Origin of the sequence: Cellulophaga sp. L1A9 (assembly GCF_009797025.1) — a bacterium.
GTDB lineage: Bacteria > Bacteroidota > Bacteroidia > Flavobacteriales > Flavobacteriaceae > Cellulophaga.
Genome location: NZ_CP047027.1, coordinates 3,797,503 through 3,812,577 on the forward strand (window position 1 = coordinate 3,797,503; position 15,075 = coordinate 3,812,577).

At 31.8% G+C, this 15,075-nt stretch carries 10 protein-coding genes and 1 pseudogene; 8 read left to right on the forward strand and 3 right to left on the reverse strand.

What is annotated here, in order from left to right; translation table 11 throughout:
• Positions 1–306 precede the first annotated feature (306 nt).
• The 3 genes and pseudogenes from GQR94_RS16710 to GQR94_RS16720 form a co-directional block, all read right to left on the reverse strand.
• Entirely contained in the window at positions 307–1,062 is a 756-nt protein-coding gene (locus GQR94_RS16710; protein WP_158977220.1) for a hypothetical protein, read from the reverse strand.
• Positions 1,063–1,283: 221 nt separating this feature from the next.
• A complete protein-coding gene (locus tag GQR94_RS16715) occupies positions 1,284–2,105 on the reverse strand; it encodes a carboxypeptidase-like regulatory domain-containing protein (RefSeq protein ID WP_158977222.1) in 822 nt (273 codons plus the stop codon).
• Positions 2,106–2,288: 183 nt separating this feature from the next.
• Positions 2,289–3,446: pseudogene (locus GQR94_RS16720) on the reverse strand (DUF6119 family protein); the annotation flags it as partial.
• 78 nt (positions 3,447–3,524) lie between these two features.
• On the opposite strand from GQR94_RS16720, the gene GQR94_RS16725 reads away from it, so the two are divergent.
• The 8 genes from GQR94_RS16725 (at position 3,525) to GQR94_RS16760 (ending at position 14,982) form a co-directional block, all read left to right on the forward strand.
• A complete protein-coding gene (locus GQR94_RS16725; RefSeq protein ID WP_158974992.1) occupies positions 3,525–3,836 on the forward strand; it encodes a transposase in 312 nt (103 codons plus the stop codon).
• Positions 3,836–4,732 carry an IS3 family transposase gene (locus GQR94_RS16730; RefSeq protein ID WP_233268392.1) on the forward strand — a complete coding sequence of 299 codons (897 nt, stop codon included), beginning with the start codon at positions 3,836–3,838 and terminating at the stop codon, positions 4,730–4,732. The genes GQR94_RS16725 and GQR94_RS16730 overlap by 1 nt, the downstream gene beginning before the upstream one ends.
• 166 nt (positions 4,733–4,898) lie before the next feature.
• Complete coding sequence (locus GQR94_RS16735; RefSeq protein ID WP_158977225.1) at positions 4,899–5,243, forward strand: hypothetical protein; 345 nt, start codon at positions 4,899–4,901, stop codon at positions 5,241–5,243.
• Between the two features lie 706 nt (positions 5,244–5,949).
• Positions 5,950–7,860, forward strand: a complete 1,911-nt coding sequence (locus GQR94_RS16740) for a sulfatase (protein WP_158977227.1) — start codon at positions 5,950–5,952, stop codon at positions 7,858–7,860.
• A 105-nt stretch (positions 7,861–7,965) separates the two neighbouring features.
• Positions 7,966–10,575, forward strand: a complete 2,610-nt coding sequence (locus GQR94_RS16745) for a hypothetical protein (protein WP_158977230.1) — start codon at positions 7,966–7,968, stop codon at positions 10,573–10,575.
• A 306-nt stretch (positions 10,576–10,881) separates the two neighbouring features.
• Positions 10,882–11,838, forward strand: coding sequence for a T9SS type A sorting domain-containing protein (locus GQR94_RS16750; protein ID WP_158977232.1), 957 nt, complete (start codon positions 10,882–10,884; stop codon positions 11,836–11,838).
• A 95-nt stretch (positions 11,839–11,933) separates the two neighbouring features.
• Entirely contained in the window at positions 11,934–12,638 is a 705-nt protein-coding gene (locus GQR94_RS16755; RefSeq protein WP_158977235.1) for a hypothetical protein, read from the forward strand.
• 79 nt (positions 12,639–12,717) lie between these two features.
• Complete coding sequence (locus tag GQR94_RS16760; protein WP_158977238.1) at positions 12,718–14,982, forward strand: T9SS type A sorting domain-containing protein; 2,265 nt, start codon at positions 12,718–12,720, stop codon at positions 14,980–14,982.
• The last annotated feature ends 93 nt before the right edge of the window (positions 14,983–15,075 follow it).

Genomic DNA, 15,075 nt, shown 5'->3' on the forward strand with positions numbered 1-15,075 from the left:
AACGCTCTTTTCGGTGGAAATATGAATCCTGCCAGGGATCTAGGCCGTAACCCGATGACTTTGCAATTTACCGTGCAGCTTAGACCTATTTTAGGCAATGTGTGGTAACAACGTTTTAGCTATGAACAGTACGGGAGCAAACTAGCGTTTGCTTTCCGCCACGCATATAGCGAAATCTTTTTGTTTTGATTTATTTTTCCTGTCCAGATCAAAATCCAAAAGATTTTGCGGACTTCATAAAAATACGCAAACCCAGCGATTAAGTGCGAAGCCCGTATTGTTTATAGGTTGTGTTGTAGCCAGTTTTTAGCGCATCCAGCCTTCAATTATATAATTTTTCTCCAGTATTTTTATTTCATTTTCTTCATTGTCTGGTTTGAACCAAATTTCAAATCTTGCTCCATAAGGTTTTCCCCAATCTCCTTCATAAATTGTGAAATCATCATGAGTTCTAAACCTCTTAATACTGTCATTAGTTATATTAATTCTAATACTAGAACTTTCTCTTAGTCTTGAAGCTGACAGTTCTATCTCTTGGGTTATTTCAAAAGCTTTAAAAAAAACTGTTCCATTCTTTTTGGAATTAAACCACAAATCATATTCATATAGCCCCGGTTGAAAAGAGTTATAAAGTTGAAAATCGATTTTGGTTTTTATAATTTGATTTATACTGTCAGGTCTTATTCCGTCGAAATTTTCTCCCATTTTTGTGTCAAGTGGTTTTTCCAGCACTATATTTTCGGGTAATTTTAAATTATCCGCAAACGTATCTGTGTCAGGTCCAAACATTGACATAAAAGTTGAAACAATAATTAATCCGACAACCCCAATAAATAAAATAGCTAGTTGTAATAATCCTAAATGCACTTTTCCTTTGATGAGTTGCCAAATTCCAGCAATTAGCAATAAACAGATAGTAAATAGAAGAAAGGAGTCTGATAAGTTTAGAAGCGTTTTATCGGTTGAGGATATGAATATTCGAAAGGTTAAAGCCGAAAGAAGAAACAAAATCAATGGTAGCCACCATTTTTGTAAAATATATTTTTTTAGAAATTCTATCATTTTTTAAATTGGCTACAACGATGGAGCTATGAACAGTACGGGAGTAAACTAGCGTTTGCTTTCCGCCACGCAAATAGCAAAATCTTTTTGTTTTGTTTTTTCTTTTCTTGTTTAAAGCAAAATCCCAAAGATTTTGCGGTCATCATAAAAATACATAAACCTTTCGATTAAGCCCGAAACCCGTATTGTTTATAGGTTTTGTTAGCCAAAGTTATTTCCCGTTAGTACTTTACCGTGTAATTAAATCCAACTCCTACCGTACCTGATTTATCCCATTCGCCTTGGCTAGTTAATCTGAATGCCATGGTGTTACCCAAAAATCCGGCTGAAAAGAATATTTCGTCTTCGGATTTTTGATTTTCTACCAATTCGATTGTACAGTAGAAATCCTCTTCTACCACGATATTGTATTTTTCAAGGTTCAAGGTAAATTCTCCTTCCTTTACGTTAATCGGGAATATTATATTTTCCTTGACTATTTTCTCGTTGGGCAGTCCGTTTTTTACATTGTAGAAGTTCATTCGGAATTTCATGGTTTCACTTGTGTTCGATGTTACATTTGCATGAAATTTTTTAATATACGTTGGGCTATCCTTTATTTTTATTTTTATTCCGACTTCGTGACCTAGCGTTGCGTTCCTAAATCCACCTCTGAATTTTCCTGATTTAGTTTTATTCCCGACTATTTTTTCTTTCATTTTTTTACTTGTAACTACAACTTCATTCAATTCCGTAATCTCTGGTACAAGTTCAACCACAGGATTAGTTTTTAAGTTTGATAAAAAGTCCTTTACAAGCATTGATTTTGGTCTATAGCCGATTGAAGATATTTTAATTGAGTCGTTTTGAAATGCTTTCGGAATTTCAAAGTCAAACTTTCCGTTCGAGTCCGACACCGTTCCTATGTTCTTTTTAATAATTCCAACATTCACGTATGGAATCGGATTTTTTGTTTCTAAATCTTTGATTGTGCCTTCCGCAATATTTTGTGAGAATAATGACAAATGGAAAAGGAAAATGATTAAAGTTGAAATTAGTTTCATGGGCTTTTTTATAATTTTGGCTAACGGTTTGTATATGGAAAGTAGCGTGTTAAAAGACACTTTCGTTTCGGGTTATACACGAGCCGAATTTTTAAATTTTTCTCTCTATTTTACTAAAAGCCAAATTTAAAAATTTGGCGGTCTTCGCAAATACACACAAACCTCTCGGAAAGCCTTTATTAGCTATGTTTTATATACATTGTTACCTGCAGTTTTTATTCCCGATATATCAATAACCTTTATTCCAAAGCGTTGATATGCTCTCATTTCTCTTACAGTTTGAACTAAAGAATATTTAGCAATATTTGAATCACTTAAATTGATTTTATCTACTGGTGCATTTCCTATATATGAGTAATTGTTATATGCCATAACAAACTCAATTTTCAATTCATTATTAATTATTTTTTGAAGTAAATCTTTAGCGTCAATTTTAGTTTTATTTATTGAGTTGTATTTTTTAATAGTTTTTGTGAAATAACTACTGCCTATATTGTTGAACAAATCATTATTCAATCTTTTTGCTGATAGAATTACTTGAATGTATAGGTTTCGCATTTGAGTTGTAAATCCATTTTTCACGTGTACAAAATAAAGCGTGTTGTTTTTGTGGACTAAAATGTCACATAATTCGATATAATCCTCTAATATTTTATCTAAAACTAAGTAATTACTTTGAGTATGACTTTTATTATAAGTATCCTCATCCCAATCTTTTGGCCATTCATTTAAAGTAATTTCCGAAAGTTCATTTTGTCTATAAGTGTTAATTGCATCTTTATTTATTCTTTTTAAAAATTTATTTTCTAAATAATACCATTTAGCATCTATTCTGAAATACTTTTTTGATTGATAAGTACTTTCGCTAACTATATGAGAATAAAAATGCCCAAAAGTGGAATCCTTTTCGCCAATAACGCCAACTACGTTCAAGTCAAAAAGTTTTAATTTTATTTCACTTTTATCTGTTATTTTCTTTAGACTATTAAATATATGTTCAGTACACTCAAAGTATAAATCTTCTTTATCTGATACAACTCTGTCATTCTTACTCCAGGATTTTAAAAACCTAACTTTAAATTTGTCACACTCGTAAAATTTCTCCAACTTTTTTGGATTAATGACTTCTATAATTCCCTCTTTTATTTTATGCAATTCTTGAGGCGAATTGTGCAATATTACATCATTTGCTAATTTTTCCTTAAGTTGATTATCTAACTCTGTTAACAATGAGTCATCGTTTATTTTTGAGAATAAAGTTAACTGAACATAATTCGATTTATCTGACCTAATTGTATGAATATCTTTAACTAAGTCTTTAAGTTCATCAAAATTTAATTTCTTTTTTAGTGCAAAGTAGTTTAGCCCCTAATAAGTTCGGAGTGATCTTTTAAATTTCAAACTTAATATATTTGAGATATGAAATACAAGAAATGGACCTTAGATCAGAAGTTAGAAATTCTCTCTATTTCAGAAGAGATCGGCATCATAGAAGCCTGTCGTAAATACGGAGTTAGTACAGGTACTTTTTATAGTTGGAAGACGAAACATGAGAGTCAAGGAGAAGCAGGCTTAAAAGTCATCTATGATACTAAAAGTAAAGAACACAAGCAGGCAGAAGAAGAAAACCGAATACTACGTAAGCTTCTAAGCAATAAGGAAATTGAATTAGAAGTACAACGAGAACTTTTAAAAAAAAAGTTTGGAACGTCCGATCCAAGAAAGATTTAGTGAATGCTGTTTATAGCAAGCATAAAATTAGTAAAACCAACATAATTAATATGGTAGGGATGGTTCATAGTAGCTATTACCGTACTCCCAGTTTTGGTAAAAAGGGTAATACTCCTAGTAAACTCACCTATCATAAATCTAGAGGTTGGGTTAATCAAGACGCTGTTATTGCTTCTATAAAAGAGATTTTAAGTCATGAATTTATAGATTGTGGTTACCGATTAATGACTTCTTACTTAAAAAAAGAAGCATACCTGATTAATCATAAAAAGCTCTACAGAATTATGAAAGAACAGGGAATGCTAAAACTAGAGAATCGGATAAACAGGAGTGGTTCTGGGCGTAAATTTGTAAAATTCAGAAAAGTAAATACCTCAAGACCAATGGAATGTTTAGAGATGGATATAAAGATGGTATGGATTCCTAATGTGGGTAAAAACGCTTATTTATTATCCATCATAGACGTACATACTCGTAGAATATTAAAAGACTATTTTTCTTTTTCTATTAAACAGGATAAGGTGATAGCGTTTTTATCAGAGTTGTTTGCAGAATACCAATACCCTGATAACGTTGTTATTAGAAGTGACAACGGTAGTCAGTTTATTGCAAATAATGTACGTGAATACCTTGGACTAATTGGGGTTCAGCAAGAATTTACACATATAGCCACACCAGAAGAAAATGCGCATATAGAAGCCTATCATGGAATACTAAAAAAAGAAATTTTTAAAAGAGTGGATTACACATGTTTTGGGCAAATTGAACAAATCTTAAAAAGGTATGTGACTTTTTACAACAATACTAGGTTACATGGGCTCTTAGGGCGTATTACACCAATGGAAAAATGGAACGCTGATAAACACCTAATTCTAATGAAAAAAATAACAGCTTAAGCTATAATCGAAATTTAAAAGATTACTCTTGTTTTATAGGGGTCAAAACACCTATAGCTGTTAATGAATATATTAAAAAGAATAGAGCAACATCTTAATTGAATAAAGCAACGAAAAACTACTTACCTATAATACCTTTGTTTCAACTTAAAATTTATAACATATTATGAAAAAAATTATTATTCTTTTAACAATCTTTTTTACAGTTACTTTAACAGCAAAAGCACAAGAAGGTTACCCACAGCACGTGGTAAAACATGCTACTAAATATGTCGAATTCGTTGCTAGCAATATTAAAGTCACACCTGAGGAAAAAACAAAACTTTTAGAATTAAAATTAGAACAAAGCAGTACCGCATTCAAGGCAGGCCAAGAGCTAAAAGGTGATGATGAAGCTATTGCAGCTAAAAGAGTAGAATCCTGGGATGAATTTCGAAAAAAAGTGAATGAAACTTTCGGTAAAAAAAGAGGAGCAGAACTCAATAAAGCAGGAATACAGAATAAAAAGTAAACTTTTAGTATTTCTGAAAAAACAATTTTCAAATAAATAGAAATATTTACCCAACAACCTGAGTTTGATCCATAACTAATTAAAGTAAAAAAACTTACAGACAAAGAACAATTATATTTCACTTAGAACACATTCAAAAATTCTTAAAATAATAATGAAGTTTTAACTGCATTCAACCTGACAATAAAATAATGTTCTGAATAGTAGTGTGTTTTTTATTAAGATACAACATTAATCAAATTCAGGTTAATATAAGAACGTTTACAATACCTCTTCTTTTAAATATAAAACAAATATGTAATGCTAAATTTCGTGCATTCTGCATATGTGTATTTCTTATTAAAGGAAAAACAGTTATTAAGCGATTAAAATGTTTTAACATGATATAAACATATTGACACCATAATGAGAATGAGGCACTAATACATTTAATTTTAGGACAACACCTACTAAAATTCTCATAAAAATTAACAATTTAGATTAAGGAACGCAACAATTTTTATTGTTGCTAGATTTTATAATTTTCATCAAATAAACCAACAAGCATTTTTAACAACTTTAATAAATAAAGAGAGTACAAAACCTGTGTAAAATAATTTTGCTATAAGAAAAAATTTCAATGAAGTACTTGAAATATAATAAAAACTTATTCTGTGCACTTTAATTTAAAATACAGAAAAAAAATACTGACAAAACAACTATTAAAATGAAATTAAAATTTTTTCTTACAGTTATAATAGCAAGCTTAACTATTATCGTAAACGCACAACAATACACAAGTTATAAAAATTTAAAAGACAATAGACCTAATCCAAATGTAGTTCTAATACTTACAGATGACTTAGGTTGGCAAGACGTAAAATGCTACGACATTGACGAACCATCTCCCTACGAAACACCAAACCTAGATGCATTCGCAAAAAAAGGAGTACAATTTTGGCAAGCGTATTCTCCCGCCCCTACTTGTGCACCTAGTAGATGTGCTATCATGAGTGGAAATCATCCTGCAAGAGCACAAAAAACACATGTTGTTGGTGGTGCACCTCCTACAGTTTATGCCAATAAAAACATACAACGTATTATCGATCCTTGGTACAGTGGACGTATGCCAGAAAACGAAATGACCTTGGCTCGAGTGCTACAGCAAAATGGTTACAAAACGGGTCATTCAGGAAAATGGCACATGGCTATCGATCACTCTGCCTACCCTCAACCAACAGATCAAGGTTTTGATGTATCTACAGCAAATCGTGGTGTTACAAGTCCTCAAAGACCTAACAGACTAACGGACTTTGCCACTAATAAAGAATCTGACCCTTACCGATTGGATGAGAATGGTTTTCCTTTTCATCAAAATAATCAAGATGCATTAAACTTTTTAGAAGAAAACAAACAAGATCCATTTTTCTTGTATTATGCTACCTTTTTAGTTCATTCACCCATCCATACGAGAAGTAAGGCTCTTTTAGAAAAATACTGTAAAAAACTAGGAGTTGCTTTTCCAGCAGACCCTAAACATTGGGACTTAGAAGGACAGAACAACCCTTTTTATTGTGCTATGGTAGAGATGTTAGATTATTATGTAGGACAGGTTTTTAATTATTTAGAAACTACTGATGATCCTCGCTGGCCAGGACATAAATTAAGCGAAAACACTTATATTATTTTTACTTCTGACAATGGAGGTATGGAAAGCCATCCTGGAGAAGTTATTACAGATAACTACCCACTAGACAAGGGAAAAATAAACGCAAAAGAAGGAGGCACAAGAGTTCCTTTACTAATTTCAGGTCCTGGAATTAAAAAAGGTGTTCAGTCTGACGTTGCTGTAAACGGACTTGATTTTTATCCAACGATTCTTTCCTTGCTAAATATTGACAAACCAAAAGACAAAAATTTAGATGGAGATGATTTATCAACCCTATTGTTAAAAGACCCAACCAACTCTAAGTTAGTTTTAAATAAAAAAGGAAAAGAAAGAACCACTATGATGTGGCATTTTCCCCATTCTTCTTATCAAAGTACAATCCGTATTGATGATTATAAGTTGATTAGAAATTACGATTATAAAAATAACCCAAACCCAAGAAAAACAGAATTTGAACTTTATAAACTCTATGACACCTCAACAGGGACATCAAAAAGAGTGGATATTGAAGAAGCGAATAACTTAGCAACATCAGACCCTGAAAGAGCCAAACTAATGAATGATAAGCTTACTTCTCTTTTAACAGAAATGAAAGCTAGCTATCCTTCTTACAATCCATATTATAAAAAAGACTTAGAGCATAAAGAAACTGTACCTACAGCTATAGTTGCATCTAAAAATAAAAATGAAGTCACTTTTACCTATAAAGAAAATGGTGCAAAGGTTGTAAAAGCCAATTTAATTTATACAACTAATGGTGGACATCACTACGAAGAATGGTTCAAAGCAGATGCAAAGATAACTTCTAAAAACACCGTAATCGTTGACTTACCAAAAGGAACAACGCATTACGTAATTAATTTAATTGATGAACATAACTTTTTAGTGAGTTATCCAGAAATGCCTACCAGAAAAGAATTAACAGCTAAAAAAGAGAATTATTCTAAATATGCGATACCTAATAAATAACTTATATAGCAAATCGAAATATTTAAATTACTAATACATAGTAAAGATTCCTGTATGTTAAACATAAATCATTACCGTATTATTAATATTTATTCAACTTTAAAAATGAACAAACATCTAAAAAACAGTTTTATAACATCAAGATTCTCACTAATATTACTACTTATAAGTATTAGTAATATTTGCTTTTCTCAAAGCAGTTTAACAGCCGTAAATCAAGAATCTTATGACAACTATACTAATTCATATAATTATACCTATTGGAATAACAATTGGAAAACTTCTATTTCAGAAAACAGAAGTTTTACCAATTACACCAGTAGCTATTCATTAAACATAGATTATAAAAACCTTTCTATAAATAGCCTACTGGTTAACGAACATTCTTTATCAAAAAAACAAGGGTTCTCGCAATTAAACTCATCTATTTTTCCAACTAATTATAAAGGTGATATTAACTATGCCATTCTTCAAAATGGTGCTATTGTTTACGATAAAAGTGATACACCTACAAATACAGGAAGAAAGGATAGTCAATTAGCCGAATTTGGAAATTGGAGTAACAGACGATTTGTAAGTACCAATTTTAATGGAAAGCCATCTATAGACACTTATTACACAGGGATTGATTTTACTAATTGGCATAATCGTTTTAAAATTACTTTTCACGTAAAACCTACGGTAAATATTACCAATGGTCAACTACAACTATCTATTGATATTCCAGCAGAATACAACCAATACTACAAATCTGGTCAATTGCATGCTTACGCAATTAATAATAAAGGTTTTGTTGTAAAAGGGGGAGTTCTTGCAGAATCTGTAGCTATTAATGGTAATAATATCACCGTAACAACAACACAACAAGACTTACTAACTAATACTGCATATGAAGTAAGTATTGTATTCTGTGCAATTACAGAAAACATAGCTACTAAATACAAAGAAGCTTTTAGAGATGAACAAGAAATAAGTATTACAGCTTCACAAACATTACCTTCAGTTAAAAAAATATCAAACATCTCATATAATCAAGATGAAGGTATGCATTATATTGATATTCCCAAATACACAATGGGATATGGTAGTTGCGATACAACAGATAAATTACAAAGTATTAATTTAACGTTGGAAAATTCATCTTCTAAAGAACAAAGCGTTAAATTATGTTTCAGACAAATTCCCCCAGGTAATATAGTTGGTTTTAATTCGATAATTTGTAACAGCAATGGAGATCCATCAGGTTTGCCTCTTCAGGTTTCTAAAAACTGGCATGATACTACCTCACAATTTTATTCAGGTTCTTGGATTAAAGAATATACCGAAATAATTATTCCTGCAAACACAACAATGAATCTCGTTTACAAAAAAACAGGTGCAAAATGGGGGGAAACCTACACGGCATCTTCTCACCAATTATCAGTCGTTGGAGCAGGATTTCCTAGAGGAGCATGGCTAGAAGCAGCCTTAGGAAGTTTTGGAGAATCTATAACACATTCTCCTGATTATGAATATGGAAATACCATTGGTGCAGATGTTCGTCCTTTTTTAGTGACCAATGAAGCTTATGGAGGTAATTCTGAAAAATGTGGATGGACAGGTAATGTTGGTGGAATTGACATCCTTGTTTACGAAGACGAAACTGGAAGTAGAAATTATCACTCACAAGTAAAAACAGATTTTAAAGCATATTCCCCAAACTTAACCGAAACTTCGATTTCAGCAATATCTGAAGACAAAAAACTAAAGTTTGATTATACATTTCACATAAATAGATCCGATGATTTTACAAGAATTTATTACAAAATAAACGTAGAAGCACTTGAAAACACAGCCTTTAATCGATTTGATATTTTTCAACTAGGAGGTGATTTTTATAACTATTTTAATTCACAAAGTGTTGTTTACGGAAATGATTCTGGTATGATTGGTCAATTTACCCCCACAAATAATGGATCTAATGATTACACTACAAGTGAAATTGCCCTAAATGGAGATAACCCATGGCTATGGGCAGGAGATGGATTGTACAAAGAAGGTGCTAAAAACAAAAAAGAAATTGACACAAATAATGGAATGATTATCAGAAATTATTCAGCAACTTTTGGAGGAATTGAAAACAACACGCCCTACGTAATGGAAAGATCTAGTTCTAAAGGATATTCAGAAAAAAAAGATATCAATCCTACTTCCTATTGTTTGGTAACACCTCCTCAGGTAACTTCTTTTACTAAAGGAGATAAAATAGCGCTGTTAGTAGAAGTTGTTGTATTCCCTAAACAAGTTGTAGATTATTATGGACCTAATGAAAATTTCTTAAATGCATTAACTACTTATGGAAATTCGTATGAATTGTTATATAGAGAGTCTCTTGGTAACAAAATAAGAGCAACATCATCAACAAATACTATTCACACCTCTTACCCTTTAACTGTTGAAACTTCTAATAACACAGGACTTGTTACCCTTACTGGAGGAAAAGGATATGTTCCTATTGTTTTTTCTGGACTAAGTTCTGTGACAAACCCAGTGCTATGGAAATACTATCGTGGTGAATGGAAAGTTGTAGACCAATCGGTACATGGAAAAGATTTTTGGCAAACAAATTACAATCCCGAAACAAAATTATTTAATTTGGTATACAATGTAAACCAGGACATTAAAAATGATGAAACAGCTCTCATTAAATACTACTTAGGTGAAACGCCTCCATAATCAAGAATTATTATTCAATCTTGGTTTGACGATGATAAATAAACTTCAAATAACGATTTAGAAAAAGCAGAAAAAACAACTTTCAGACTTCTAATAAGAAGAAAATGATTAGTGATATTATTTAATTAGTTAAGCATATTCTAAAGTACTTCTGAATATTATAAGAGACTACTGTAATAGCTAGCTGCAAAAGCTTTTTTATTTTTAAATAAATTGAAATAAGCAATAAAAGAAGTAATTAGAGAAACAAAATAATGTGATTTCTAGCTAGTTTTACCCTCTATTAACATTTAAACTAAATATTTTATGAAAACAAAATTATTTTTAAGCAGTCTATTAACTTTATGTATTGGTTCGTTTACTGCGAGTTCACAAACTTTTGATAAAGTTTGGATGGATTATGGAAACTCAGAATACTATGGGGCTGTAATTAGTATTGCATCTCAAGATGAACCAGGATCTTCTCTGTTTTATGATTACACTTCAGACTCGCCTGCGGTTCCTCTACCTACAGGTGCTGCAAACCAGACAGCATTTAAATATGTGAAAGCTAGTACAGTTGCAACTTCAGAAACTCCAAGCTTTACAGTTCAGCTTAATGGGGATTTAGACGATGCAGAAGTTACTGCTACCATCGATATTAATGTAAAGGTTAGTGTTTATATAGTTGCAGATCCAGATGCTAGTACAGGAGTAGACTTAGCTGGTTTAGTAACTTCTACAGGAGCTGACATGAGGTTTACATTGCAACTAAAAGATTCTGATGGAGTAGCTAGTACAAGAACAAGTGCAAGACCTTTAGGTGCTAAGATTGATTTTAATACGGGGTGGCAAGAGTTAGATTTTAAGGTTCAAATTAGAACTCAAGATGCTACAAATTTAAACCAATATGATCAAGCGACACTTGTTTTAGGTTCTACTACAACAAAGCCTGGTGGAACTCTTAAGTATTACACAGATGGTACTAACTTTTTAGAGGAAGACGTATCTATTTATGTTAGTAGTATAGTATCTGATACTGCCTTAGATGCAACTGTATTATCTACTAATAACGATATTAATAAAACTGAGTCACTTTTGTTTTATCCTAACCCAGCAGAAGGTAAAATATTTTTATCTAATAATGTAGAATCGGTTAAAATTTTTAATACAATAGGTTCTCTAGTTAAAGAGTCTAATGTAAAGCAAATAGATATAAGTAGTTTTTCTAAAGGTGTTTATCTTATTGAGATGGAATCAGAAAATGGTAAAAAAACGGTTTAGCGTTTTGTGAAAAAATAAGAAAGAGTAAATAAGAAATGAGGTTTTGTTTATAATTATAACATAACCTCATTTTTATTATAAAATAAAGTATTATAATGAAAAGAATATATTTAATTAGTTTGGCGTTGTTGTTTTCTTACTCCATAAATGCTCAAAATTGCTCCGAAATATGGTTAGATTATGGAAATGGTATAAAAAACATGGAGTTAGCAGATATATCAAGTCAAGATAAGAAATTGTCTAAAGATGATTTTAGTTTTATATCTGCCACTCCATTAATACCTAAGTTAGAAGGGGTTAATATGCATAAAGCATTTAAGTTTACAAAAAATGCAAAAAGCACATCTGGTTTTCCATCTGTTACTTTTCAATTTAAAAATAATCTAGAAAGCAAGAAAATTGAAGATATTTTACTTGTTAATTTTGAAGTAAAAATATATGTTTCAGTAAATTTAGAGATGGATGGTTTGGATTTAAGTACTGTGCCAAAAGAGCAACGTAAAATTGTTTTTATTATTGATGGAGATGCTGTTAAAAGAAGGTACAAAATATGCCATTTAAAAGATTTTAAACCCGGTTGGCAAACGCTTAAGGGGACTATTAAAGTCGATAAAGAAGATGCATCAAACATAAATGAATATACGCAATTTAAAATTGTTTTTGGAAAGCCACTTGCTGGGCATTCTAATGGTAAAAAATATTATACAGTAACTGAAAACCCTTCGTCTGATTCTGATTACTTAGCAGAAAAGATTGATTTTTATATTGCTTCAATTAAATCTAATATAAAGATTAAATAATTTAAAATTAACATCCCAATTCAACAACTATCTAAGTCTTTGCTTTAGTATAGTAAGATTTTTCTACAAATAAATGATTATGAAAATATTGATAGTTAAACTTGTGTTTTTGTTAGTTGTCATTACCACTACTAAAGTACAAGGGCAAAATTCTTTTTTTAATGTTTTTGATGCTTTTGGCATCACACCAACGGCAACGCAAGGAACAAGTAGTTTATCATTAACTACTGCAGATGAAAACTGGACAGAGTCAGATTGGTTTCCAGGTCAACCTTGGGATGAAGATGATGTTTTTCATACGCAATTGAATCATACATCAGATGATCTTGATTTGTCTATTAGAATAGGTAAAGGAGGACAAATATATTCTTGGATTTTAGAAGGTACAGGGGAGTTAATTCCACCGCAAGCAGGTGCTAGAGGTGAGAGTCCTTGGGTAGATGATGTGGTCCTTCAAACATGGAGAGATAAAATAAATCATGATGATAGTGTATTGATGGATGGTATTCCTTACGCAAATGGATTTGTTCATGGAGCTGGTATGTATGTTCGTACAGATTTTGATCCTGTTATGGATCCCGAAACTCCTTTTTATCATCCATTATTTACTGAAAAATTTGATAAGGGTGATCGAAGTTATAGCTGTGTTAACTGGGGTCCCGTTGTAAAACCAAGTATAAATAGAGGAGATATAATGTTCTACCACAAATATCGTCATATAGGCGATAATGTGTTAGAGATTACCTATTACGGATATAATTTCGGATCTAATACTTATGGAGACATTGCTATGCCTTGGGCTATGATGCGTCTCTCAGTATTTGCAAACTCTATAAAATCTATGCCTGACGGAGTTAGTTTTAAGCAGTTTGAAGGTACTTATTCGACTCGATTTAATATCGCCGATGCAGGAGGTTGGGTAGCTAAAACAACGCTATTAGATGAAAATGGAATGGATAATCCTTCAGCGTTAACCATAAGTACTGTTCATGGTTTGGATAAGCATTATGGAGAAAGTTGGCAACCTAGAAAATCACTATGTAGTATTGGTATCTCTGGGGTTCCTAATTCCACCAGAGATATTACTATTATGACGGCTTTTAACAACGGCACAGACGTTGGGCCAGGTAGGGGCTTTTTTAAACGTATTTATATGGTTTTGGGAGAACGAGATGAAGTTATTCAAAAATCGTATGATTTAGTTGATAAGGTAGAATATGGTATTGTAGACATTAGTAAGGAAGCATCTGAAATGTTGCCACTTTACATTACTAGTGTAGATGATCAAAATATTTTCACGAATTCTATGCCAACGACAGATTCTGAACCGATAGCATACACTTATGCCCTTCCGGTTACAAACTCGGTGCCTTTATTTTTGATAAAAGACAATGATACTGGTAGTTATAATTTGACTACAGATCCCTATGCTATTTGTGGAAGAAAAGAGTTTATACATCCGGATTTTACAGATAGAGATATCTATCAGCCTTATGACGGAAAAACAGAATGGGTGGCTATGTTAGGCTATATAATGCCTGAGAGTGACGAAAATTCACAAGTTGGTACAGACAATATGGTACTCCTTTCAGATGTAATTTGTAACGATTGCTTTATTCCAGGAGAAAAATTCAATTCTAATGAATTATTAATAAGAGATAATAGTGAAATTATAAGCTCTTTTATGATACAAGAAAACGAGACTGGTTTTTGTTCCGTTGATGGGGAGATTAATGATAATCAACCAGGTTACACAGGAGATGGTTTTGCCAATACTGATAATGCAGCTGCGAATGGTATAGATTGGCAAATATCTGGAGATGAAGGTTCTTATACGTTTACATGGAGACATGCAGCTACAACTAATAGAATAGCTAATTTATTAGTAAATGGAGAGCCTATATTAAATAATATAACGCTTAGTTCTACAGGGAATTGGGCGGTTTGGGGAGAAACCTCTGTTACTGTTAATTTATCAGAAGGAATTAAGGATATAAGATTGGAATCCGTGAGTGATACGGGTTTGTGTAATATTGATTACATGAATGTACAAGGTCCAAATGCTACTGCTGCTGCTGCTTCATGTGAGCCTCTTAGTAATAGCAGTATATATTTAGAGGAGGAAAATGCTATTCGGGTATACTCAAATCTATCTTCATCAACATTTACGCTTTCCGAAAACGTAGTTCAAGTAGAGGTGTATAATATGAATGGACAATTGGTTAAGAGTTTTCCTAGGAATGAGAGGAACTTTGAAATTTCTGAATTGTCATCAGGGGTGTATCTTTTAAAAGTTGTTTCAGAAAATGGAGCAAAGGAAATATTGAAAATAATAAAAGTTTAATATTTCACGAAATACAAATCATTTTATTCGATTTAATATTGTTTTAAGTGTTAAGGTGTTGTATATGAGTAGTTACTCAAAAAAAAACACCTA